24 protein-coding genes are annotated in these 22,047 nt (G+C 56.6%); 16 read left to right on the top strand and 8 right to left on the bottom strand.

The window, feature by feature from the left end:
• Window positions 1-3: 3 nt before the first annotated feature.
• Complete coding sequence (locus ACQ3G7_RS00905; RefSeq protein ID WP_430888507.1) at window positions 4-1,275, top strand: Glu/Leu/Phe/Val family dehydrogenase; 1,272 nt, start codon at window positions 4-6, stop codon at window positions 1,273-1,275.
• 460 nt (window positions 1,276-1,735) lie between these two features.
• On the opposite strand, the gene ACQ3G7_RS00910 is transcribed toward ACQ3G7_RS00905, so the two are convergent.
• Window positions 1,736-2,653 carry a DMT family transporter gene (locus ACQ3G7_RS00910; protein ID WP_263099904.1) on the bottom strand — a complete coding sequence of 306 codons (918 nt, stop codon included), beginning with the start codon at window positions 2,651-2,653 and terminating at the stop codon, window positions 1,736-1,738.
• A 276-nt stretch (window positions 2,654-2,929) separates the two neighbouring features.
• Between ACQ3G7_RS00910 and ACQ3G7_RS00915 the strand changes: the two genes are divergently transcribed.
• From ACQ3G7_RS00915 to ACQ3G7_RS00930, 4 genes are read left to right on the top strand one after another with little or no spacing between them, the layout of a single operon-like run.
• Window positions 2,930-3,769 (top strand): transporter substrate-binding domain-containing protein, encoded by an 840-nt coding sequence (locus ACQ3G7_RS00915; protein WP_430888508.1) that lies wholly within the window; start codon window positions 2,930-2,932, stop codon window positions 3,767-3,769.
• A gap of 3 nt (window positions 3,770-3,772) precedes the next feature.
• Complete coding sequence (pxpB, locus tag ACQ3G7_RS00920; RefSeq protein WP_430888509.1) at window positions 3,773-4,474, top strand: 5-oxoprolinase subunit PxpB; 702 nt, start codon at window positions 3,773-3,775, stop codon at window positions 4,472-4,474.
• A complete protein-coding gene (locus tag ACQ3G7_RS00925; protein WP_430888510.1) occupies window positions 4,471-5,454 on the top strand; it encodes a 5-oxoprolinase subunit C family protein in 984 nt (327 codons plus the stop codon). Before pxpB ends, ACQ3G7_RS00925 begins: the two co-directional genes overlap by 4 nt.
• Before the next feature lie 2 nt (window positions 5,455-5,456).
• Window positions 5,457-6,233, top strand: a complete 777-nt coding sequence (locus ACQ3G7_RS00930) for a 5-oxoprolinase subunit PxpA (RefSeq protein WP_263100852.1) — start codon at window positions 5,457-5,459, stop codon at window positions 6,231-6,233.
• A 512-nt stretch (window positions 6,234-6,745) separates the two neighbouring features.
• Here ACQ3G7_RS00930 and ACQ3G7_RS00935 read toward each other — a convergent pair.
• Window positions 6,746-7,192: a hypothetical protein gene (locus ACQ3G7_RS00935; protein ID WP_430888511.1), complete on the bottom strand. Its 447-nt coding sequence runs from the start codon at window positions 7,190-7,192 to the stop codon at window positions 6,746-6,748.
• A gap of 712 nt (window positions 7,193-7,904) precedes the next feature.
• Window positions 7,905-9,107: a pyridoxal phosphate-dependent aminotransferase gene (locus ACQ3G7_RS00940; protein ID WP_430888512.1), complete on the bottom strand. Its 1,203-nt coding sequence runs from the start codon at window positions 9,105-9,107 to the stop codon at window positions 7,905-7,907.
• Between the two features lie 367 nt (window positions 9,108-9,474).
• On the opposite strand from ACQ3G7_RS00940, the gene nac reads away from it, so the two are divergent.
• From nac to ACQ3G7_RS00970, 6 genes are all read left to right on the top strand, one after another.
• The gene (nac, locus tag ACQ3G7_RS00945) at window positions 9,475-10,398 is read left to right on the top strand and encodes a nitrogen assimilation transcriptional regulator NAC (RefSeq protein ID WP_430888513.1); all 924 of its coding nucleotides are present in this window, start codon (window positions 9,475-9,477) and stop codon (window positions 10,396-10,398) included.
• 100 nt (window positions 10,399-10,498) lie between these two features.
• Entirely contained in the window at window positions 10,499-10,918 is a 420-nt protein-coding gene (locus tag ACQ3G7_RS00950; RefSeq protein ID WP_430888514.1) for an acetyl-CoA carboxylase biotin carboxyl carrier protein, read from the top strand.
• A gap of 134 nt (window positions 10,919-11,052) precedes the next feature.
• Window positions 11,053-11,805, top strand: a complete 753-nt coding sequence (locus ACQ3G7_RS00955; protein ID WP_430888515.1) for an SDR family oxidoreductase — start codon at window positions 11,053-11,055, stop codon at window positions 11,803-11,805.
• 11 nt (window positions 11,806-11,816) lie between these two features.
• A complete protein-coding gene (locus tag ACQ3G7_RS00960) occupies window positions 11,817-12,512 on the top strand; it encodes an amino acid ABC transporter permease (protein WP_430888516.1) in 696 nt (231 codons plus the stop codon).
• Between the two features lie 5 nt (window positions 12,513-12,517).
• Window positions 12,518-13,291, top strand: a complete 774-nt coding sequence (locus ACQ3G7_RS00965) for an amino acid ABC transporter permease (RefSeq protein ID WP_430888517.1) — start codon at window positions 12,518-12,520, stop codon at window positions 13,289-13,291.
• Window positions 13,288-14,022 (top strand): amino acid ABC transporter ATP-binding protein, encoded by a 735-nt coding sequence (locus ACQ3G7_RS00970; RefSeq protein WP_317633850.1) that lies wholly within the window; start codon window positions 13,288-13,290, stop codon window positions 14,020-14,022. The genes ACQ3G7_RS00965 and ACQ3G7_RS00970 overlap by 4 nt, the downstream gene beginning before the upstream one ends.
• A 26-nt stretch (window positions 14,023-14,048) precedes the next feature.
• On the opposite strand, the gene ACQ3G7_RS00975 is transcribed toward ACQ3G7_RS00970, so the two are convergent.
• Genes ACQ3G7_RS00975 through ACQ3G7_RS00990 form a run of 4 tightly spaced genes read right to left on the bottom strand, consistent with a single transcriptional unit; the run spans window position 14,049 to window position 16,993 of the window.
• Window positions 14,049-14,792 (bottom strand): GGDEF domain-containing protein, encoded by a 744-nt coding sequence (locus ACQ3G7_RS00975; protein ID WP_430888518.1) that lies wholly within the window; start codon window positions 14,790-14,792, stop codon window positions 14,049-14,051.
• Entirely contained in the window at window positions 14,786-15,202 is a 417-nt protein-coding gene (locus tag ACQ3G7_RS00980) for a DUF1987 domain-containing protein (RefSeq protein ID WP_263099916.1), read from the bottom strand. Before ACQ3G7_RS00980 ends, ACQ3G7_RS00975 begins: the two co-directional genes overlap by 7 nt.
• Window positions 15,195-15,776: a SiaB family protein kinase gene (locus ACQ3G7_RS00985; RefSeq protein WP_430888519.1), complete on the bottom strand. Its 582-nt coding sequence runs from the start codon at window positions 15,774-15,776 to the stop codon at window positions 15,195-15,197. Before ACQ3G7_RS00985 ends, ACQ3G7_RS00980 begins: the two co-directional genes overlap by 8 nt.
• 8 nt (window positions 15,777-15,784) lie before the next feature.
• Window positions 15,785-16,993, bottom strand: a complete 1,209-nt coding sequence (locus tag ACQ3G7_RS00990; protein ID WP_430888520.1) for a SpoIIE family protein phosphatase — start codon at window positions 16,991-16,993, stop codon at window positions 15,785-15,787.
• A 307-nt stretch (window positions 16,994-17,300) separates the two neighbouring features.
• On the opposite strand from ACQ3G7_RS00990, the gene ACQ3G7_RS00995 reads away from it, so the two are divergent.
• Both ACQ3G7_RS00995 and ACQ3G7_RS01000 read left to right on the top strand, forming a co-directional pair.
• Window positions 17,301-17,627, top strand: a complete 327-nt coding sequence (locus ACQ3G7_RS00995; protein WP_430888521.1) for a type II toxin-antitoxin system RelE/ParE family toxin — start codon at window positions 17,301-17,303, stop codon at window positions 17,625-17,627.
• A gap of 34 nt (window positions 17,628-17,661) precedes the next feature.
• On the top strand, window positions 17,662-17,901 hold the full coding sequence (locus tag ACQ3G7_RS01000) for a helix-turn-helix domain-containing protein (protein WP_263100854.1): 240 nt from the start codon (window positions 17,662-17,664) through the stop codon (window positions 17,899-17,901).
• 175 nt (window positions 17,902-18,076) lie between these two features.
• On the opposite strand, the gene ACQ3G7_RS01005 is transcribed toward ACQ3G7_RS01000, so the two are convergent.
• Window positions 18,077-19,099, bottom strand: coding sequence for a malate/lactate/ureidoglycolate dehydrogenase (locus tag ACQ3G7_RS01005; protein WP_430888522.1), 1,023 nt, complete (start codon window positions 19,097-19,099; stop codon window positions 18,077-18,079).
• 227 nt (window positions 19,100-19,326) lie between these two features.
• On the opposite strand from ACQ3G7_RS01005, the gene ACQ3G7_RS01010 reads away from it, so the two are divergent.
• The 3 genes from ACQ3G7_RS01010 to ACQ3G7_RS01020 are packed head-to-tail and all read left to right on the top strand — an operon-like array spanning window position 19,327 to window position 22,036.
• Window positions 19,327-20,334 carry an ABC transporter substrate-binding protein gene (locus ACQ3G7_RS01010; RefSeq protein ID WP_263099921.1) on the top strand — a complete coding sequence of 336 codons (1,008 nt, stop codon included), beginning with the start codon at window positions 19,327-19,329 and terminating at the stop codon, window positions 20,332-20,334.
• Between the two features lie 21 nt (window positions 20,335-20,355).
• The gene (locus tag ACQ3G7_RS01015) at window positions 20,356-21,198 is read left to right on the top strand and encodes an ABC transporter ATP-binding protein (protein WP_430888523.1); all 843 of its coding nucleotides are present in this window, start codon (window positions 20,356-20,358) and stop codon (window positions 21,196-21,198) included.
• Window positions 21,170-22,036, top strand: a complete 867-nt coding sequence (locus ACQ3G7_RS01020; RefSeq protein ID WP_430888524.1) for an ABC transporter permease — start codon at window positions 21,170-21,172, stop codon at window positions 22,034-22,036. Before ACQ3G7_RS01015 ends, ACQ3G7_RS01020 begins: the two co-directional genes overlap by 29 nt.
• The last annotated feature ends 11 nt before the right edge of the window (window positions 22,037-22,047 follow it).

Below are 22,047 nucleotides of genomic sequence, written 5' to 3' on the forward strand. Positions count from 1 at the left end.
GTGGTGTCTGAGTTGTCTTATGTGTCGGGTGAGCGTCACTCGGCATGGTCAACGTATCTGGCGCAGGTTGAGCGCGTGTTGCCGCTGCTTGGCGAACTGAGCCACTGGGCGGATACGCTGCGTCATCCCCGCAGGGCGTTAATTGTGGATATTCCGCTGGAAATGGATGACGGCAGCGTGCGTCATTTTGAAGGTTACCGGGTACAGCACAACTTATCGCGCGGGCCGGGCAAAGGCGGGGTGCGTTTTCACCCGGACGTGACGCTGGAAGAGGTGATGGCGCTGTCGGCGTGGATGACCATTAAATGCGCGGCGCTGAATTTACCGTTTGGCGGCGCAAAAGGGGGCGTGCGTGTCGATCCTGCGGCGTTGTCGCGCAAAGAGCTGGAGCGGCTGACCCGGCGTTACACCAGCGAGATTGGCGTGTTTATTGGCCCGCAGCAGGATATCCCGGCGCCGGATGTCGGCACCAATGCGCAAATTATGGCGTGGATGATGGATACCTGGTCCATGAACGTAGGCGCGCCGTCGACGGGCGTGGTGACGGGCAAGCCGGTGCACCTTGGCGGCTCGCTCGGCAGGGTAAAAGCCACCGGGCGCGGCGTGTATGTGACGGGCTGTCGCACCGCGCAGGCGTTGGGGATCGACGTGGCGCAAAGTCGCGTGGCGGTGCAGGGGTTTGGTAATGTCGGCAGCGTCAGCGCCGAATTGTTCCATCAGCATGGCGCGCGCGTAGTGGCGGTACAGGATCAGTTCTCGACGCTTTATCATCCCGATGGGATTGATATTCCGGCGTTGCTCAACTGGCAACAGCAGCACGGGCGGATCAGCGGTTTTCCCGGCGCAGATAATGTGGCCGATGAGGTTTTCTGGTCGCTGGAGTATGAGATCTTAATCCCTGCGGCGCTGGAAGGGCAGATTACCGCCGAACGCGCGACCGGGCTGAGTTGCAAGCTGGTGCTGGAAGGGGCAAATGGTCCAACGTTGCCGGAAGCGGATGATGTGTTGCAGCAGCGCGGCATTGTGGTGGTGCCGGATGTGATTGCCAATGCGGGTGGCGTAACGGTGAGTTACTTCGAGTGGGTGCAGGACTTTTCCAGCTTCTTCTGGAGTGAAGAGGAAATTAACAACCGGCTGGACACCATTATGCAAAGTGCGCTGGATACGGTGTGGAATAAGTCGCAGGCGCTGGGTGTGACGCTGCGCACCGCTGCCTATGCGCTGGCCTGCGAGCGTATTTTGCTGGCACGTAAAGACAGAGGGTTGTATCCGTAGGCTGGATAAGCGTTAGCATCATCCGGCATGGAAGTGTGTTCGGACATAGAGGAATGATTCCGTTCATTAATCGTACAGCAGATACTTCAGTCCCTGGTGCCTTGAACGGGAGAAGGGGGGCTACCGCGCCCCCCTTCTCAATCCCCGCGGCCCCGCAGGGAAATCGGTGCTTCGCACTGCGCTCACCTCCCGCACCTCTTCCTGCGGCCGGCTCCACTCGACTTACTCGTCCCATCCCTGGGACTCGCCCCTTCGGGGCCAACGCAAGCGTTGTTCAAAATTGCTCCCGGCAATTTTGTCCCTGTCGAGAGTCGCCTCTGGTCGCCATCCCTGGCGCCCAGTCCTGGTCTTCGGTGCTCCGGTTCGCCGATTTCAGCGGGGACTCAACCCCATCGCTGCAATGTTGGTATTTGGGGGAGAAATGATGTGGCTGTGGGAAAAGCCAGAAGCGAGTATGGACTCAGGATGACCGCATCATTTGCCCTTTGCGCTGACGCTGGTCGCACCAAATGGTGAAAATCCCCGCCAGCGCCACAATCGATGCCCCCACCAGCGTGGCATGTCCTGGCAAACTGTCCAGAAACAGATAGCCAATCACCATCGACCACACCAGCGTGGTGTAATCAAACGGCGCGAGCAATGACGCATCGGCATACCGCAGGCTGAGCGTCACCAGAATCTGCGCCACGCCGCCAAAAAAGCCGCAGCCTATCAGCAACCACCACTCGCGTCCTTGCGGCATTGTCCAGCCAAATGCCAGCGTCGCCAGGCCAATGCAGGTGGTCATCAGTGAGAAATAAAAGACAATCGCCCCCGGTGATTCCACACCGTTTAAAAAGCGGATCTGCACATTGGAGGTGGCGGAGCACATTGCCGCCAGCAGCGCAAAAACCGAGCCCAGCGCCGCGCCATCGAGGGCAAACCCTGACGATAAAAACGCGCTGCCAGCCGATAAATTCGCTGAAAGCATCAGCAAAATACCGCTAAAACCCACCACCACGGCCAGCCAGCGGGAAAAACGCACCGTCTCTTTTAATAACATGGCGGCCATCACCAGCGTAAATAACGGCGCGGCATAACTGATGGCTGTCGCGTCGGCCAGTGAGATATAGACCAGCGCCAGGTAGTTAAAATACATCCCACCGGTACCGGAAAACCCGCGCACCAGGTGACCGGCAATATTTTTGGTTTTAATACTTTGCCGCACGCTGCCCTGGATTTTTAGCCAGACCAGTAAGGGAAACAGGGCGACAAACGAGCGGAAGAAGATCACTTCCCCGGTAGGGATGTTGCCCTGCAGCCCTTTCACGCAGGCCAGCATCAGCGTAGCGCACAGCGCCGACATGATTTTCAGCAACACCCCAAATTTGGCATTCATTATTGTACCTTTCGACATCCGCGCAGAAGTCATCACCTTAGAACGCGAAAAAGCCGCGCCGATAAGATAATTTCCCTCTGCCTGAATAACCTTTTCTTATTCGTAAAACGCCTGCCGCGTGCGGCGCAGAGTCATATAAATTGCGTATCCCGCGACAGGGTTTCCCTCTTATACCGCTCAGTATTAAGTCGATATATTGCCAAAACAGGCCTCGCCGGATGCCCGGCGATGCGAATAAGCGTGTGGTCAACGAATTCACTTTTTGGGGAAAACATCATGACAGTTAAAAAAAGCGCACTGGCACTGCTGGCTTTACCTCTCTATTTTGCCTGTTCGGCGGCGAATGCCGATTTACTTGCCGATATGACCACCCGGGGCGAGTTGAAATGCGCGGTCTATTCCGATGTGCCGCCGTTTTCCTCGCCGGATGCCAAAACCCGCCAGCTGGCAGGGATGGATGTTGACCTGTGCCAGGCGCTGGCGCAGCAGATGGGGCTGAAACTGACGCTGGTGCCCACCTCCGTCGAGGCGCGTATTGCGGTGATTGCCACCGGCCGCGCCGATGTGTTGATTGCCAACCTGGCGTACACCAAAACCCGCGGTAACCAGATCCAGTTCAGCGACCCGTACTACGTGGCAAAAGAGATGCTGCTGGTGAAAAAAGAGAACGCGGATAAAACCCTCGCCGACTTTAAAGGCAAGCGCATCAGCGCCACCAAAGGCACTACCTCGGAACAATCGATTGTGCTGAAAGGCGGGAAACCCGTGACCTTCCAGGACGCTGCGTCGGCATTCCTTGCCCTGGAGCAGAACAAAGCGGTCGGCTTTGTTACCAACACCATGACCGGCATCAAAATGATTTCGCAGGCGAAAAAAGACGGTATTGAACTGGCGATGATTAAAGAGCCGATGGCGCTGGAGCCGATCGGTGTGGGCATGAAGCGCGATGAACCGGCATTGCTGGCAAAAGTGAACGGCAGCCTGAAAGCGATGGATGATAACGGCACTATCGACAAAATCTGGGACACCTGGATTGGGCCAAATACCGAATACAAAATGGTGCGTGAAGAGCGCGTACAGCCACTGTCTAACCTGAAATTTGAACCGCTGGAATAAGTTATGGCCTGGATAGCGCAAGAGGCGTCGCTTATCGCCCTGGCGGATAACGCCGGGGAGATCACGCTCTCTACCATGGGAAGTCGCGCCTGGCTTCTGGAAGCGCCGGGGGAATTCAGCCTAGCGGCGCAGCGCCGCATCTGGTCGCTGGCGCAGCGGCTCGCCACCTGGGATGACGTGGAGTCGTTGATCCCCGGTGTCACTAACCTGCTGGTGTTGTTGCGCCAGACACCGGAGGATGCGGACGCGATCGTACAACGTTTGCGCGCGTGCTGGCAGCAGGCGCGGGAAATCCACCCGCAGGGCAAACGCATTGATATTCCGGTGCATTATGGCGGGGAGCTGGCCTGCGATCTGGAGGCGGTTTGCCGCCATACCGGCCTGGCGGCCAGTGACGTTATTCGCCGCCACTATCAAGGAAATTACACGGTGGTGGCGCTGGGTAGCGCGCCGGGCTTTGGTTACTTACACGGGCTGGATCCGGCGCTTGCCACGCCGCGTAAAAAAGTACCGTCACTGAATATGCTCAAAGGCACGGTCACTATCGGTGGGCCGCAGACCGGTGTGTCGGTGCTCACCGGGCCCAATGGCTGGAACGCCATCGGCTTTGCCGAGATCGAGGTCTTCGACCCACTGGCATCGCCTCCGGCGTTGATGGCTCCGGGCGACACCATACGCTTTTTACCCGAAAGGATCGAACTGTGATTGAGATTGAGCGCACTGGCGCGCTGAACACGGTGCAGGATCTCGGGCGCACCGCCTTTCGCCACCTGGGGGTGTCGGTCAGCGGCGTAATGGATCCGCTGGCGTTGCGTGCCGGGAATCTGCTGCTGGGTAACGACGAGAACGCCGCCGCCATTGAAGCGCAGGTCTTTCCGTTGCGCGTACGTTTTTTACAGGACACGGCGATTGCCGTGACCGGGGCGGATTGCCGGGCGTTGCTGGACGGCGTTGAACTGCCGCCGTGGTGGGGCTGCCGGGTCAAAAAAGGCCAATGGCTGGAGTTGCGTTATCCCCGGTCCGGTACGCGGGGCTATCTCTGCATTGCCGGGGGGATTGATGTGCCCAGGGTGCTTGGTTCGCGCAGTACCGCGCTGCGCGGTGGTTTTGGCGGTTTTCACGGGCGCACGCTTGCCGCGGGCGACCGGCTGCCGCTGGGAATGGCGGGTAACGTGACGCTGCCGGATGAGGGCGTGGGGATTGTGCCGCCCTCCGTTGCATTGCAGGACGTTTTTCCGCCTGCGGAGCATGGCGTGACGCCGGTACGGGCCATCCCGTCGGGGGAATATGCGTTGTTCGCCGCCGATCATCAACGCTTCTGGCAGCAGCCGTGGGCGATTTCACTGCAAAGCAACCGCACGGGCTACCGGCTGTCTGGCGCGCCGATTTTCCCGTCGCAGACAATTGAAATGCGCTCCTATGGCCTGATCCCCGGCATTGTGCAGGTACCGCCGGCCGGGGAGCCCATCATCCAGTTAAGCGATGCCAACACCGCAGGCGGTTACCCGAAAATCGCCTGCGTGATTGAAGAGGATCTCTGGCGGCTCGGGCAGTTACAGGCCGGGCAGTCGATTCAGTTAATCAAAAGCGATGCGAAACAGGCGATTGCTGCCCGCCGGGCGATTGACGGCTGGTTGCAACGGCTGCGCGATGTCGCCGCTTCATTAAATAGCGTGGGCGCATAATGATGAAAATCGATGTAAATTCCGATATGGGTGAAGGGTTTGGCGTCTACACACTGTGTGATGACGCGGCGCTGATGCAGCGGGTGTCATCTGCCAACATTGCCTGTGGCTTTCACGCGGGCGACCCGATGATTATGACGCAGATGGTGCGGCTGGCAAAAGCCAGTGGCGTCGGTATTGGCGCGCATCCGGGTCTGCCGGACCGACTGGGGTTTGGCCGTAAAGAGATGGCGTTTACCGCCGATGAGCTGTGCCAGCAGGTGGTGTATCAGATTGGTGCGCTACAGGCGATTGCCAAAGGGGAGGGCGTCGCGGTTTCCCATGTCAGTTTTCATGCGGCGATGGGCAATATGATTAACCGCGATGAGGCGCTGGCGTTGCAGGTGATGCAGGCGATTTACCGACTCGATCCTGCGCTGATTATTTTTTCACAGCCGGAGACGATTATTGAACGGGCGGCGAAACGCGCCGGGTTGCAAAGTCTGACGCTGTTTCTTGCCGATCGTGCCTACGATGCGGAAGGGCGTCTGGTGCCGCGCGGTAAGCCGGGGGCGGTGATCAAAGAGGAAGGCGCAGTGCGCGGGCGTGTGCGGCAGTTTTTGCAGGACGGGACGGTGACCACGATTGAGCGGTTGGTGATCCCGGTGCGGGCGCATTCGATTCTGGTGCATAGCGATACGCCGGGTTCGGTGGAGCTGGCGGGGATTGTGCGTAGTGAGATTATTGCCTGTGGTGGGACGATTGCGCCGGCGGCGGAGGTGGTGAGGGATTGGGGTTAGTTGGTGGTGGAATAGTGGAATTGTTCTGTCGGATGACTCCTGTGGAAATGTTCTGTCGGATGGCTCTTGTGGAATTGTTCTGTCGGATGGCTCTTGTGGAATTGTTCTGTCGGATGGCTCTTGTGGAATTGTTCCGTTCACTAAAGGTACGGCAGACACTTCACTGGGTTATGCGGTGAACGGGAGAAGGGGGGCTACCGCGCCCCCCTTCTCAATCCCCGCGGCCCCGCAACGAAATCGGTGCTTCGCACTGCGCTCACCTCCCGCACCTCTTCCTGCGGCCGGCTCCACTCGGCTTACTCGTCCCATCCCTGGGACTCGCCCCTTCGGGGCCAACGCAAGCGTTGTTCAAAATTGCTCCCGGCAATTTTGTCCCTGTCGAGAGTCGCCTCTGGTCGCCATCCCTGGCGCCCAGTCCTGGTCTTCGGTGCTCCGGTTCGCCGATTTCAGCGGGGACTCAACCCCACCGCTTTAACGATCCTGGGTCATAAAAAAGTCAGAGTGGCGGTAAGTTAAAGAGTGATGATTGTGTCACCCTGTTTTAACCAGCGAGGCGCTTTTAGCGTGTCAGCAAAGAAATCGACCAGCATGTACAGCAAATCCCGCAAAACACGTTCAGATTGTGGTGCGAGAGTGCCACTCATCAGCAGTTGCGTTAACACCTGACAATAGCGACATAACTGGTCGGTTTCGGGTTCGAATATGGGAAAGTGAGCAGGAAAGTGATCAACGGTCAGGCTGGCTTTTAGCGCCTCAGGAACGGGTTCAAGCAGTGTAGGTTGTAACAGGGCAAGACAGGCAGAAAGCCTGCCGCAAAGCGCCATTTTCTGTAACGGATCGTCGCATTCCGCCAGCACCTCAGCAAAACGCTCGCAGTTATCCGCCAGCTCTGTGAAATCTGTAGTGTGGTTAAACGGTGAGGTAAATAACGCCTGGTTCAGGATTGATGTTGTAGCCATAGACATAGCCTCAAGTGAGTCATGATGCTAACTGCCACCAGAGGTTCCAATCTCATTTGGTGGCAGAACCGAACAGGGTTGGAACTACCGGACTCACTGACCGGCGCGTCTTACGACGCCCCCATTCGGCCCGCCATTGAGGTGTGGCCAAATGCACAACATAAAAAGTATATCGCCAGTGAGTGAACAGGGTTCCAATCCCGACGCCTGATTTTGCAGGCGCGGAGAAAACATAGGACTAACACTTACAGGCGGCAAGGGATTATAGCTAACCTGATGAAGGAAAAGCCATTCCGGGAATCAGCTTCGCAAAAATCATGTAATACAGACTGAGATTGCAGGCGCGATACTTACAGCAATACCCATTTTTCAATTATCAAAAGCGACTGAAGCGGTGGGGTTGAGTCCCCGCTGAAATCGGCGAACCGGAGCACCGAAGACCAGGACTGGGCGCCAGGGATGGCGACCAGAGGCGACTCTCGGCAGGGATGCCGAGTGGAGCCGGCCGCAGGAAGAGGTGTGGGAGGTGAGCGCAGTGCGAAGCACCGATTTCGCTGCGGGGCCGCGGGGATTGAGAAGGGGGGCGCGGTAGCTCCCCTTCTCCCGTTCACCGCATAACCCTGTGAAGTGTCTGCTGTACCTTTAGTGAACGGAACAATTCCACAAGAGCCATCCACCATCCCACCATCCCACAACCATCAAACATCCCCGATCACCGACATCCCTCACAAAACGCCGCCAGCCGCTCACACCCCGTCTGCAACCGCTCCATACTGGTCGCATACGACAACCGAATATACGGACTCATACCATAAGCCGCGCCCGGCACACTCACCACATGCTGCTCCTCAATCAGCGCCATCACAAAATCAGCATCCGTATTAATTATCCGCCCCCCGGCGCTGGTTTTGCCGATAAACGCCGCAATATTCACAAACAGATAAAACGCCCCCTGCGGCTTATGGCAGCGCAGCCCCGCAATCGCCGCCAGCTTCTCCAGCACAAAATCGCGCCGCTTACGGTAAATCGCCGCCCGCTCTTGCAGCAGATCCTGCGGGCCATCCAGCACTGCAATCGCCGCCGCTTGCGCCACGGTGGCAATCCCGCCTGCGTTCTGCGTATTGACGTTGCTCATCGCTTTAATCAGCGGGGCAGGCCCGCCGCAAAAACCGAGACGCCAGCCGGTCATCGAGTAGGCCTTCGATACGCCATTCACCGTCAGCACGCGGTCATACAGTTTCGGTTCAACCTGCGCGAGGGTAAGAAACGTGCAGCCGTCGTAAATCAGGTGCTCGTAAATATCGTCGGTCAGGATCCAGAGGTGCGGATGTTTGAGCATCACATCTGCAATAGCTTGCAACTCGTCGCGGCTGGCCACTGAGCCGGTCGGGTTGCTGGGGTAGTTCAGCAGCAACCATTTGGTCTTGTCGGTGATCGCGGCGTCAATATCCTGCGGCAGCGGTTTAAAACCGTTCTCTTCGTAGCAGGGAATCGCAACCGGAATACCACCCGCAAAACGCACAATATCGGCATAGCTGATCCACGACGGCGTCGGGATCACCACCTCGTCACCGGGGTTAATGGTCGCCATCATCGCGTTAAAGATGATTTGCCTTGCGCCACCGGCGGTAATGATTTGGCTGACATCATAATCAAGGCTGTTGTCGCGTTTAAATTTGCGGGCAATCGCCGCACGCAGCGCGGGGGTGCCATCCGTGGGCGGGTAGCGGGTATCGCCCGCCAGCGCAGCCTGGTGTGCTGCTTCAATGGCGTGAGCTGGCGTGGGGAAATCCGGTTCGCCCGTTGAAAGTCCCACCACGTCAATGCCTTGTGCGGCGAGGTCGCGCGCTTTTTGCGTCATGGCGACAGAGGCGGAAATGGCAATGTTGTTAAGTCGATCGGCAATATCAGGCATAGCACAGGTGTTCCATCAGGTTCGGCTGGACGCCGCGCATGCACACGGCGGATGCATGTCATCACGAGGATGACCCCCTGAGCATAGGGAACAGCCAAAGCGGGCGGCTAATACTGCTTTGTTGTGGCGACATAACACAAAATGATGACTGGCGCGGCGGGAAAACACCGCAACGATGCACCAGACGCTCGCGTTGCACCGTGACGGTGCGTAAAAACCCCGGTGCAATGCGGTTTTGCAACGCGCGCATTTTTTCATCGGGCGCGCAAGCCATAAGCTGCCTGTGTGACCGCTTTGCGCAACAACGAACCAGAACTGGCACAGCCATTGCTTTAGTGATGATAAAGCCCTCACTGGAGAGACCGCCATGAATCTGCGTCGCCTGAAATATTTCATTAAAATCGTCGATGTGGGCAGCCTGACCCAGGCTGCGGATATTCTGCATATTGCTCAGCCTGCATTAAGCCAGCAGCTTGCCACCCTCGAAGGGGAGGTGAACCAGCAGTTGCTCATCCGCACCAAACGCGGCGTAACGCCCACCACGGCGGGCAACATTCTCTACACGCATGCGCAGGCTATTTTGCGCCAGTGCGCACAGGCGCAAAGCGCCATTGATCGCGCGGGCATGGAGCTGTGCGGCAATGTCTCCGTGGGCCTGGCGCCAGGGACGGCGGCGCAGCAACTGGCGATCCCCTTAATGAAAGAGGTTCGTCGCCAGCATCCGGGCATTACCCTCTATTTTAATGAAAACTTCGGCACCACTCTCAGCGAGCTGATCATGAACGGGCGCATGGACATGGCGGTGATTTACGACAACCGCAATATCCACGGTCTGCGTTTTATTCCACTGATGAAAGAGCATCTCTGTTTTGTCTGCCCGCATGCCGTGGACAAACCGGTGAAAGAGATCGCGCTGGCGGAGGTGGCCCGTTATGACCTGTTCCTGCCACGCATTTACAACATCATGCGCAAAGTGGTGGACGATGCGTTTGTGAAGCAGGGCATTGATTACCGTGTGAGCAGCGAGATCGAATCGCAAACCACGCTCAATGCCGCGCTTGCTGCCGGGTTAGGCTGCACCATTATGCCGGAGTCTGCCGCCCGCGCGATGCTGAAAGCCGCCGACGCCTGGATGGCAAAAATTGTAGAGCCGGATGTGTATGCTTCGCTGTCATTTTGCATGTCGGATCATCTGCCGCTTTCTGAACCTGCCGAAGCGGTGAAGACCATTTTGTTGTCGCTGATGGCGAACCGTACGCCCGACAACCGTCCGTTAACCCTGGTGAGCTAATAAGCCCCGCTTATTGCCGCAAAGCGAAACCCTCTTACAGGCCCGGCGGCGCGGCAGGATAGAGTAAATCCCGACGATTGCTGCCAATAACGGGCCGGATATGGATGAAAACAAAATAACGCTGCGCCAACTACGCGCGCTGGCGCGGGCTTTGCGCGCTACCACAATTAACCGCCTTGAGCTGACAGGCGAAAACTGGTCGCTACGCATGACCAGCGCACCACCGCCGCCAACCTTAATGGCCCCCGTCGCTACCGTTGAATCGCCCGTGCTTCGAACCCCGCTTTGCGCACCTGCGCCAGGGCGTGTGTTGCTGCGTCATCCTCTGTTGGCGGACGATTTTGCCGGGAGTGGCGCGCACGTTATCCGCCACCAGTTACTGGCGCTGCTCCAGGTTGGCGCGCTGTATCTGCCGCTGCGCAGCCCGGCGGCGGGGACCGTGTCATTTGCGCTGTCGCATAACGACACGGTGGAGTTTGACGAGGAAATTCTGTGTATTCATGAAGATAGCCAGGCTTAAGCAGGATTATAAGTCACCCTTATTGCCTCAAACCATTTATGTCTTATACCGCCGCGGCATAACTGAATAGAGTCAAAAATACGCAATAAAACGACGGTGCGTTAACCCGCCGCCGTCCTGACAGGAGAGGCAACATGCCATTTTCAGATTATAACGTCGCCCTGGTTACCGGCGCGTCCGCCGGAATGGGCGAAGCGATTGTTGAACGTTTGTGCAAGGAAGGCATTACGGTACACGCGGTTGCCCGCCGCCGGGAACAACTGGCGGCGCTGGCGGACCGAACCGGCTGCATTCCTCACGCGCTGGATGTGGCGGATCTCGATGCGCTCACCCGCCTGTGCAGCGATTTGCAGGTCGACATACTGGTTAACAATGCCGGGGTTTCCCGACCGGGTTCCATTCTCAGCGCCGATGAAGAAGCCATTGATACGCAGGTGGATGTTAACCTGCGTGCGGTGCTGCACCTGTGCCGCCTGCTGGTACCAGGGATGGTGGCGCGCGACTGCGGCCATATCATCAATATCACCTCGATAGCCGCCATTTATAACTTCAACGGCAACTCGATTTACCACGCCACCAAAGCGGGCGTGCATGCCTTATCTCGCCAGTTACGTGTCGACTGTTACGGCAAACGCGTGCGTGTGACCGAAATCTGCCCTGGCCGCGTGGCGACGGACATTTTCGGCAATGTCTCTGGCGACCATGAAGATGCGCGCAAACGCTTTATTGACGGTTTTGAACTGCCGCAGGCCAGCGACATTGCGGACTGCGTGGCCTTTGCCCTTGCCGCACCGGTAGCGGTGAACATTGGCAACATTGAAATCATGCCGACGTTGCAGGTGCCTGGCGGCTTGTCCACCATGCGCCCTGGCGAACACACGCTCTGAAGGAGACCCTCATGGCGCTCGATTTTTCCGCTGTGCTGACCGGCCAACATGGCGACATGATCGTCCGGGGGGCGACGGTTACGCTGGAACTGGCGTTGGGCGCCTGGCTACTGGCCATGTTCATCGCGCTGTTGTTGGTGATTATCCGCCTGAGTGCAAACCGCTACGCCACGCGGCTGGTGGCGGTTTATGTTTCGTATCACCGCAATGTGCCGACGCTTATCCAGTTAATGATGTGGTATTTCGCCATTCCCACGCTGCTGCCGGAGTCGGTGCAGATGTGGGTCAACGACCTCAATGCCGAGTTTCTGTTTTCGATGTTTGCCCTTGGCCTGTGCCAGGCGGCTTACTTTTCCGAGGATATCCGCAGCGGGCTGCGGGCCATTCCGGATGGGCAGAACGAGGCGGCCCGCGCGCTGGGCATGGGCTATATGCGGGCGATGGGTTCCGTCATTTTGCCGCAGGGGATCCGCAATGCATTGCCGTCGTTGATTAACCACAGCGTACTGCTGTTTAAAAACACCAGCCTGGCGATGGTGATCGGCGTAACGGAACTCACTTACGTGACGCGCGATCTCGAAAACCAGACCTTCCGTACCTTTGAAGCCTATGCGATCGGCACAGTGGGGTATCTGGCGTTTTCGCTGTTGTTGATGGGGCTGGGCGCGCTGCTGGCGCGTCGTTTTCAACGTGCCTACGCGAGGTAAGCGCCGTGTTTGATTTTTTCACCATATTACATGACCACGGCATGCTGTTCCTGATGGGGCAGTACCCGAATGGTCCACTGGGCGGCGTGCTGTGTACGCTGGTTATCTCGCTACTGGCCGTTGTCCTTTCGTTCCCGCTTGGCGTACTGGTGGGGCTGGCACGGTTATCGCCGTGGCGCTGGTTAAGCTGGCCTGCTGCCTGCTGGGTTTACACCCTGCGCGGCATCCCGCTGATGATGGTGGTGTTCTGGACCTATTTCTGCGTGCCGTTGCTGATTGGTCAGAACATCAGCGGCTTCTCCACCATGCTCTGTACGCTGGTGATTTACGAGAGCGCCTATATTGCCGAGATCGTACGTGGCGGCATCCAGGCGTTGCCGCACGGGCAGTATGAAGCGTCACGTGCGCTGGGGATGAGCCATCTGAAGACCCTGCGGTTGGTGATTTTGCCGCAGGCGCTGTTTAATTCGCTGCCAAGCCTCGTGAGCCAACTGGTGTCGATCATTAAAGACAGCACGCTGGGCTATGTCATCAATGTGCCGGAGCTGACATACGCCGCCAATCAGGTGAGCAATCAGCTACTGACCAAACCGTTCCAGGTCTTCGCCATTGTTGCGCTGAGCTACTACATCATCTGTTTCAGTCTGACCTGGCTGGCAAACCGGCTTGAGAGGTGGGTGGAGGAAAAGCGCCTGAGCGCTAAAGCACAACCCGGCAGGCGTGAGACTGACGCGGAGTTACTCTTTGCCGACAGCAATCTGAATAAGGACACACCATGATCCCGATGATTTTATTTAATCAGGTTAACAAGTGGTACGGCGAGTACCAGGCGTTGACCGACCTGAGTGCGGAAGTGAAGGCGGGCGAAGTGGTGGTGGTTTGCGGGCCATCCGGCTCGGGAAAATCGACGCTGATTCGCACGGTTAACCGCCTGGAACCAATAGAAAAAGGGCAGATCCTGTTTGATGGTATCGACATCCACGGCAGCAGCACGCGCCTTAATCAGTTGCGTACGCGCATCGGGTTTGTGTTCCAGAACTTCAACCTGTTCCCACACGTTTCGGTGCTGGACAATATCATGATGTCGCCGGTCAAAGTGCTGGGTGTGAAACGGTCGGAAGCACGTAAACATGCCGGGGAATTGCTGGAAAGGGTCGGGCTGTCGCACAAAGCGAATGCTTACCCGGCGCAGCTTTCTGGCGGGCAACAGCAGCGGGTGGCGATTGCCCGTGCGCTGGCGATGAAACCGCCAGTGATGTTGTTTGATGAACCGACTTCAGCGCTGGACCCGGAAATGGTCGGTGAAGTGTTGAGCGTGATGCGCTCGCTGGCGCAGGAGGGGATGACCATGATGTGTGTTACTCACGAGATGCACTTCGCCCGTGATGTGGCGGACACCATCTGGTTTATGGATCAGGGGCGGATTCTGGAAAAATCCACGCCGGAAGCGTTCTTTCAGGCACCAAAACACCCACGCGCACAGCGCTTTTTAAGCGATTTAATCAACTGATGCCTGCATAACCGCTGCACGGGCGGTTAGCAGGCTTTCGCTGGCTGGCGGAAAAAATCCTCATGCAGCGCCACCTGATTGCGCCCGCGTTTTTTGGCCGCGTACAGCGCTGTGTCCGCTGCGCTGTACAGCGTTTCGAAATCGCTCTCTTTCGCGCCGAGACTGACGCCAAAACTGGCCGTGACCCACTGCTGGGGCAACACTTCCAGCGGTGAGGCATTGAGCGAGGCATGAATATAGCTGGCGATAATCATCGCCTCTTCAATGCGCGCTTCAGGCAGCACAATGGTGAACTCCTCACCACCCACGCGACCAATCGCTGCGCTTTGCGGCACGGCGCGGCGCACGCGCGACACCAGCGAGCAGATCACCCGGTCGCCCATCGGGTGACCGTACTCGTCGTTAATGCGTTTGAAATGGTCAATATCCAGCAGGATCAGCGCAACGCTGCCGGTGGTCAGCCCCTGATTGATCTGGTTGATGATCGCGCTGCGGTTGAACACCGCCGTCAGCGGATCGTGCGTCGCTTCATACTCCAGACGCGCCGCCAGTTGCTGGAGCTGCTCGTTCATACGATTAAGCTCACGCTCCGCGCGGTCGCTGCGTGAAATCAGACGATACGATTCGCGGATCAGACGCTGATAGTGTTTGGCGACCCCCCACAGCTTCTCACGGCACGCATCGGCGGTGAGCTGACGATCGGCGGCGGCCAGCCGGGCATCTTCGAGAACGGAATACTCCTCCCGGAACAGCTCATTGATATCTAGCATGCGTTGATGTCCGGAATAAGAAACACCGCCAGCGAAGGGAAGTCGATACGCAACTCCTGACCAAACTCTTCGGAGATATCGTCTTCGGCGTCGTAGTACCAGTGCAGTTCGCAGGGGACGTCCTGCCTGGCGTGATCGTTCAGGCTTTCAAACAGGGTGAACAGCAGCTTGGTGCTGGAACTGTTGAAATAGCTTAACGCAACGTGCAACTGCACCGGCGTTGGCGTTTGCGGCCGGGTTTGCAGCCAGCTTTCCGTTGCGTCCAGTAGCGGGCGGAAGAACGCGGCGGCGTTTTCCGGGTAGGCTTCACCTTTGAGCAGCAGTCGCTGCGCGGCAAAATCGAACTTCACCTCCGGCGTGGCGGCGGTGGCGGTCAGCTCAATCGGGGGCGTCAGTGTCGTATCAGTCATGGCAAAAGGTTGCCTTTAAGTGAAAGGCGGAGAGGTTGCCTGCCGCCAGTGGATGAATGCGATATTCCAGCGGTGCGCTGGTATCCCGCGCCATGGTCAGCAAACCGATGTTCGCGCCTTTGCTGGTCGTCGGCGCTTCTGCGCGCAGTCCTTGCTTCCAGGCATCGCGAATTTCCGCCTGCGTCATCGTACGCAGGACTTCGAGGTTGGTTTGCAACAGGGAAGAGGCTTCCGGCCCCACGAGGTTTGCGGTTTCGAGGTAATAGTGGGCGGTGTCCATATGGAAGCAGACAGAGCCAAAACGCAGCTCATCCTGACCGGTGCATAAAAAGCGCTCGTCGGAGGAGTAGCGCACAATGTTCTGCCCCATTTCGATAAACACCGAGAACAGTTTACGGCGCGTGACGGTGGAAGATTCGTGCTTATCGAGCCATGTGCGAATGACGTCGCCCAGCGAAACGATATGCTGCTGAGAAAAATAACCCGTATAAAACAGCTCAACGGCGTTTTGCCGTTGCAGGGTAAAAAGGGGTAACAGGACGGCTTCTTTGCCCTGCAGGTCGTTTATTTGCATGCTTTTATCTACCAGCGAAAACCAAACCATGTCATGTCGTCACGGGACGCCTGTTGCCCCTGCCAGCTTTTCAACGCCTTTAGCAGGGCGTCGGAAAGTCCGGACATCGGCAACGCGCGGTGTTGCGCCAACAATGACTGAATACGTTTCTTACCAAACATGATGTCGCGCGGGCCGCCGGGCTGGTCGGTCGCACCATCGGACACCAGCAAAAAAGTATCGCCACGTTGCAGGGGTGCCGAATAACGCTGCCACTGATAGTCCACGGGCGTATCGGTATAGCCGATGCCTTTGCGGCAACTCTCCAGCGCGACAACGTGATCGGCCTCTGCGCTGAGCATAAAGGCGTGCATACGGGCGCTGGCCCAGCTGACCTGTGCGTGATGGGTGTCGACATACAGAGCAATAGCGTCGCAACCGTCGTTCGACTGGCTGCGATCGGCGGAAGGGTGCACCTGGCTTAGCGTCTGTTTAATGTGTTGATTGATATGGCTAAGCAGTTGCTCTGGTGCCTCCGCCGGGGCCAGAGTGAGCGCTTTTTCCAGCGCCGAAGAGAAAATGAACGTCATAAATGCGCCGGGAACACCGTGGCCGGTACAGTCCGCCAGCACCATCAGCCAGCCATTTTCACTGCGCTGAAAGGCATAAATGTCTCCGCCGACGCAGTCGCGCGGATGCCAGTACAAACACCAGTCTTCCAGCGTTTGTTCAATAGTATTGCGCGAACGGCTCAGCATCGATTCCTGGATAATGCGCGCGTACTCAAGGCTTTGCATAATTTGCAAATGCTGTTTGGCCTGCAAATCCGAGACGGTGCGAATCAGGTCGATGCCCAGACCAATCCCGATGTACTGCCCCTGCTGGGTGAGAATAAAACCTTCCGTCACCGCTTTATCACCGGTTTCGATGACCCGTTCCGACAGGTACTCCAGACCGGCATCGGCATCGACGATCAGTGGGCTTTTATCCATAAAGGCGATGCAGCTTTTCTGATCGTAAAGTTCACGGAAAAAGGGGCGGCTCATCTGCGACAAAAAAATGTGGCGGTTAATCATGCCAATAGGACGATGGTTCTCCAGCACCGGCAGGCCAATCAACGCATTGTGTTCGTTAAACAGCGACATCACCTGCGCATTGTTATTGTCTGGCGTTACGTGCGGTACGGCGAGGCGCAAAATACCGGCGTTAAGCTGTCGGGATGAAAGCGGGATATCCATGTTCGGGCAGAACCTGATAATGAGAATATTCTTAGGTTAGGTCGGGTTTGTGACGGTTTGATTTCAGGTCAGTAAGCCGATGAATAACGGGAGATTATGGCTCTTTAAGCCAAATCTCAGCCAGATGCTCGGCCATTAAGGTGTGGGCAGAAAGATGCGTGAACGATCGCAGGTAATGAACGCCACACAGCTTTCGGATTGTGTTTTTCTGAACTGGCAAGCAGATTTATTGCTGGCGTTGTAGACGGAAATTGCCTTTTGAGGCAATTTCCTGTCAGTGTTACTATCGAGTCATGGAGGATCTCACGTGTTCAACGTGATTTTGCACGAGGACGTGCCTGCTGAGATTGCTTGCTTGTCGCCTGTGTTCAGAGCAAAACTTATTCGCTTGATTGATAAGTTACAAGCGAATGCGACGACCCTACGGGAACCAGATAGTCGGCATCTGTGTAATGGATTATTTGAGATTAGAACCATGGGAATTGATATAGCGAGAGGCCTGTATGCTTATCAGAAGGGAAAAAGAATCTATCTGCTAAGGGTCTTCATTAAGAAAACGCAGAAAACCCCTTCCGGTGAGATTGCGCTTGCGTTCGCAAGATTAGAGGAGATGTTAGCCTGTGAAAAAATCTAAAGGTGTCGCATGGGAAACGGTGCGGGCAGAGTTGATGTCTGATCCCGATGTTCAGGCGGCGTATGAGGCGGAGGAGCGGAAAATGCGTTTACAGGCGATGCTTGCGGAGTGGCGTCGCCATGCCGGGCTTACTCGGGCGCAGGTGGCTGAGCGTATGGGGGTGACGCCGCCGACTGTCTCGCGTATGGAAGCCAATGTGATTAAAGCGAGCCTTGAGACGTTGGCCCGGTACGCCAGAGCCTGTGGCATTAAACATCCTCAAATTACGCTTTAAACGCAGCCAGGCCGAATATAAGTAAAAAAAAGCCCGCACTTGTCAGGCGGGCAAAAAATACTGGAAGCAATGTGAGCAATGTCGTACCGAATACCTGAGTGTTTGACTCAACTATTCGGTAATGAGAAAGATAATCTTTATCATCTTAACAATCAACCCCGCATTGAGTGCGGGATCATGCACTTAATGTCTCCAGTGCCATAAACTCACCCCAGCTCACCTCATCAATGTGAATGCCTTCCTGCTGACGACGGGCATAAGCGCGCCGTTCCGGCTCTCCCGGGATCTGCACATCGCGGCCTTGCTGGTCGTTGCGCACCCAGTCCACCTGCGCCAGAAGTTCCTGCTGATAGTGCTCGCCTGCGCCCAAACGCTGCGGGTCAAACAGAATCGACAACATGTTGTTGATAATACCCGCGCGGGGAGGAATTTGATGGCTTTCCGTTTCGCCGCCGGTCAGCGCGGCACCGAGCAGGCTGCAAATCAGCGACAGCCCCGCACCTTTATGACCGCCAAAGGGCAGCAGTGCGCCACGGGGTTCGGTCATTAATACACCGGGATCGGTGGTCGGCTGGCCGTTGGCGTCTACCGCGCAGCCTTCAGGAATTGGCCGGCCTTCATTCCAGGCCACACGGGCTTTATTTCCGGCGATAGCGCTGGTGGCGAAATCCAGCACCACCGGCGGGCGGTTCTGTAACGGGATACCGACGCAAAAGGGATTGGTGCCAAGCCGGGGGCGCAGCCCCTCAAACGGCAACACCGCCGATGGGGCGGCGACGTTGGCAAAATGGATCGATACCAGCCCGGCGTCGGCGACCTGTTCCGCCCACGCGCCAATACGTCCAAGATGGTGTGAATTCGCCAGACCGACAATCGCCACGCCAAATTGCCGGACGCGCTCGATACCGGCCGTCATCGCCTGTTCGCCCAGCAACTGACCAAACCCGTGTTCGCCCTCAAAGGAGAGGATTGGCCCGGCGTCACGCACGGTTTTCAGTTCAGCATTGGCGTTAAGATCGCCTGCCAGAATCGCGCGGATATAGCGGGGCAGCAACGTCACACCATGGGAATCGTGGCCTTTTAACGAGGCTTCCACCAGGTTATCCGCAACTTTTTTCGCGATCTCCGGTGCGGTATTCACCCGCACCAGATGCTGTTGCAGCAATACGCGCAAATGTTGATGTGAAAATAGAGGCATAATCCCTGTACTCATAGAGGATAATAAAGAGGTGTTTTCGACTATAACGACGATATATTTGTTACATAACCATTAAAAATAACTATCCTTTGCCATTTATTGAATAATACCGCGAGGCAAAAACTATTTTTAATTTTCAACTAAGCATTGCTGATTAAATCATTTCCTTTTGCTTTCCCGCCAGCCAATCATTTTCTGCTGATAACAACGATATTCTGGGGACAGGCATGAACACATTAAACAGGACGCTTGCCGGGGCGCTGGCAATTTTTACATTAAGCGGCGTGAGCCATTCGGTATTTGCCGAAGGGAAAATCAGCATTGCGCAGCAGTTTGGCATTGGCTATTTAATTCTCGATGTGGTGCGCGACCAGCAACTGATCGAAAAAGAGGGGAAAAAAGCGGGGCTGGATATCACCGTCGACTGGCGCACCATATCCGGTGCCACCGGCATGAATGAAGCCCTGCTTTCCGGTGCGTTAGATGTTGCGTCAGCTGGCGTACCGCCGCTGCTGACGCTGTGGGACCGCACCAAAGGGAAGCAAAATGTCAAAGCCATTGCTTCGCTGGGATCGATGCCCAACTATTTATTGAGTAATAATCCGGCGGTAAAAAGCATTAAAGATTTGAGCGATAAAGATCGAATTGCCGTACCGGCTGCTGGCGTCGGTTTTCAGTCACGGACATTACAGATTGAAACCGCTAAATTATATGGTGACGCCGATTTTAAACGTTTTGATAAAATTAGCGTCAGCCTTCCGCACCCGGATGCCAGCGCGGCATTAATTGCCGGAGGGTCGGAAATTACCACCCATTTCTCCAGCCCGCCGTTTCAGTATCAGGCGCTGGAACATGATAATGTGCATAAAATTCTCAGCTCCTATGATGTCTTAGGCGGGCAGGCAACATTTAATGTGCTTTATACCACTGAGAAATTCCACGATGAGAATCCAAAAACCTATCAGGCATTTTATCGCGCGCTGAACGAAGCGGCGAAAATCATTAATGCCGACAAAAATGCAGCAGCGGAAACCTATATTCGCGTCGAAAAATCCCGCCTGCCATTACCGCTGGTGCAGAAAATTGTTAACGATCCCGAGATAAGCTTCACCGTCTCCCCGGAACGTACCGGCGTGTATGCCGAAAAGCTCCATGAACTGGGGGTACTGAAAAACAGAGCCAGCTCGTGGAAAGACTATTTCTTCAACGAGGCGTGGGAAAACCCAGGCAGTTAAGCGGCAACGCAGGAGACACCGATGACAATGCATCCGAGTGACGGCCCCTTGTTGCAGGTCAGCAACGTGAATATTGAATACCGAACGCGTGAGCGCCAGGTGCGCGCCACCCATGATGTCAGTTTTGATGTCTGGCCGGGCGATCGCTTTATCCTGCTTGGGCCGTCCGGTTGCGGGAAGTCGAGCCTGCTGAAGGCCGCTGGCGGTTTCCTCACGCCGCGCAGTGGGCAACTCTCGCTGGCGGGTTCGGTCATTACCTCCCCTGGCCCGGAACGGATGATGGTGTTTCAGGAGTTCGATCAGTTGCCGCCGTGGAAGACGGTACTGGAAAATGTGATGTTTCCGCTGCTGGCAAGTCGCAAGGCCAGCCGTGCGGAAGCCAAAGAAACCGCGTTGCATTTTCTGCATAAAGTGGGGCTGGCGGAGTTTGCTGATGTGATGCCGCATATGCTCTCCGGTGGCATGAAACAGCGTGTCGCCATTGCCCGCGCGCTGGCGATGAAACCGCGCATGCTATTGATGGATGAGCCTTTCGCGGCGCTGGATGCGCTCACCCGTCGCACCATGCAGGAAGAGTTGCTGGCGCTGTGGGAAGAGGCGCGTTTTACGCTGCTGTTTGTCACCCACTCAATTGAAGAGGCGCTGGTGGTCGGAAGCCGCATCCTGGTGCTTTCCCCGCACCCTGGCAGAGTCAGAGCGGAGATCAATTGCCATCAGTTTGGCCTGAATGATTTCGGCAGCGAGGCGTTCCAGCACGCCGCGCGCCATATCCACGATCTGTTGTTCCCGGCATCCGGGGCCAGCCCATCTCCTTTATCTGGTGAGGAACCCGCGTATGTCGCAGCCACCGTACATCCGTCCTGAATTTGAACGCGAACTACCGCCGCTGCGTAATGTGCCGGTCGAGACGCCGTTACCACTGGGTCAGCGCGTGTGGAATCAGGCGTGGTTACGTAAATCCCTGATCGTGTTGCTGGTGCTGGCGTTGTGGGAGGTGGCGGCGCGGGTGCAGCAAAATGACCTGATGCTGCCCGGTGTGCTGCAAACCTGGCATGCCTTTAGTGACGATATGCGCAATGGTGAGCTGCCCGCCAAAATCATCAATTCGTTGAGCACCTTATTGAAAGGTTATTTGATTGGCAGCCTGCTGGCGCTGTTTGCCAGCGCGCTGGCGGTCACCACCCGGTTTGGCCGGGATTTGCTCAGTACGCTGACAGCGATGCTCAACCCGCTGCCAGCCATTGCTCTGCTGCCGCTGGCGCTGTTGTGGTTCGGGTTAGGTAATGTGAGCCTGATTTTTGTGCTGGTGCATTCGGTGATGTGGCCGATTGCGCTGAATACCTGGTCCGGGTTTTGCGGCGTGCCGGAAACGTTGCGCATGGCCGGGCGCAATTATGGACTCAGCGGGCCGCGTTATGTGGTCACTATTCTTATCCCTGCGTCGTTGCCTGCCATTCTCTCCGGGCTGAAAATTGGCTGGGCATTTGCCTGGCGTACGCTGATTGCAGCAGAACTGGTGTTTGGCGCATCCAGCGGGGAAGGCGGTCTGGGCTGGTATATTTTCCAGAATCGCAATGAGCTGTTTACCGACCGCGTGTTCGCCGGGCTGGTCACGGTGATTGCCATCGGTTTACTGGTGGAGGGCGTGGTGTTTGCCAGCCTGGAAAAAGTGACCATCAAACGCTGGGGAATGCAGCGCTAGTGCCCGCCTCA

The sequence above is a fragment of the Kosakonia sp. N21 genome (genome assembly GCF_050587465.1).
GTDB lineage: Bacteria > Pseudomonadota > Gammaproteobacteria > Enterobacterales > Enterobacteriaceae.

Bases quoted from the DNA above. Each gene is read 5' to 3' on its own strand.
- ACQ3G7_RS00910 (WP_263099904.1), bottom strand. From the start codon at position 2,653: ATGAATGCCAAATTTGGGGTGTTGCTGAAAATCATGTCGGCGCTGTGC.
- ACQ3G7_RS00915 (WP_430888508.1), top strand. From the start codon at position 2,930: ATGACAGTTAAAAAAAGCGCACTGGCACTGCTGGCTTTACCTCTCTAT.
- pxpB (WP_430888509.1), top strand. From the start codon at position 3,773: ATGGCCTGGATAGCGCAAGAGGCGTCGCTTATCGCCCTGGCGGATAAC.
- ACQ3G7_RS00930 (WP_263100852.1), top strand. From the start codon at position 5,457: ATGAAAATCGATGTAAATTCCGATATGGGTGAAGGGTTTGGCGTCTAC.
- ACQ3G7_RS00935 (WP_430888511.1), bottom strand. From the start codon at position 7,192: ATGGCTACAACATCAATCCTGAACCAGGCGTTATTTACCTCACCGTTT.
- ACQ3G7_RS00940 (WP_430888512.1), bottom strand. From the start codon at position 9,107: ATGCCTGATATTGCCGATCGACTTAACAACATTGCCATTTCCGCCTCT.
- nac (WP_430888513.1), top strand. From the start codon at position 9,475: ATGAATCTGCGTCGCCTGAAATATTTCATTAAAATCGTCGATGTGGGC.
- ACQ3G7_RS00950 (WP_430888514.1), top strand. From the start codon at position 10,499: ATGGATGAAAACAAAATAACGCTGCGCCAACTACGCGCGCTGGCGCGG.
- ACQ3G7_RS00955 (WP_430888515.1), top strand. From the start codon at position 11,053: ATGCCATTTTCAGATTATAACGTCGCCCTGGTTACCGGCGCGTCCGCC.
- ACQ3G7_RS00960 (WP_430888516.1), top strand. From the start codon at position 11,817: ATGGCGCTCGATTTTTCCGCTGTGCTGACCGGCCAACATGGCGACATG.
- ACQ3G7_RS00970 (WP_317633850.1), top strand. From the start codon at position 13,288: ATGATCCCGATGATTTTATTTAATCAGGTTAACAAGTGGTACGGCGAG.
- ACQ3G7_RS00975 (WP_430888518.1), bottom strand. From the start codon at position 14,792: ATGCTAGATATCAATGAGCTGTTCCGGGAGGAGTATTCCGTTCTCGAA.
- ACQ3G7_RS00980 (WP_263099916.1), bottom strand. From the start codon at position 15,202: ATGACTGATACGACACTGACGCCCCCGATTGAGCTGACCGCCACCGCC.
- ACQ3G7_RS00985 (WP_430888519.1), bottom strand. From the start codon at position 15,776: ATGCAAATAAACGACCTGCAGGGCAAAGAAGCCGTCCTGTTACCCCTT.
- ACQ3G7_RS00990 (WP_430888520.1), bottom strand. From the start codon at position 16,993: ATGGATATCCCGCTTTCATCCCGACAGCTTAACGCCGGTATTTTGCGC.
- ACQ3G7_RS01000 (WP_263100854.1), top strand. From the start codon at position 17,662: ATGTCTGATCCCGATGTTCAGGCGGCGTATGAGGCGGAGGAGCGGAAA.
- ACQ3G7_RS01005 (WP_430888522.1), bottom strand. From the start codon at position 19,099: ATGCCTCTATTTTCACATCAACATTTGCGCGTATTGCTGCAACAGCAT.
- ACQ3G7_RS01010 (WP_263099921.1), top strand. From the start codon at position 19,327: ATGAACACATTAAACAGGACGCTTGCCGGGGCGCTGGCAATTTTTACA.
- ACQ3G7_RS01015 (WP_430888523.1), top strand. From the start codon at position 20,356: ATGACAATGCATCCGAGTGACGGCCCCTTGTTGCAGGTCAGCAACGTG.
- ACQ3G7_RS01020 (WP_430888524.1), top strand. From the start codon at position 21,170: ATGTCGCAGCCACCGTACATCCGTCCTGAATTTGAACGCGAACTACCG.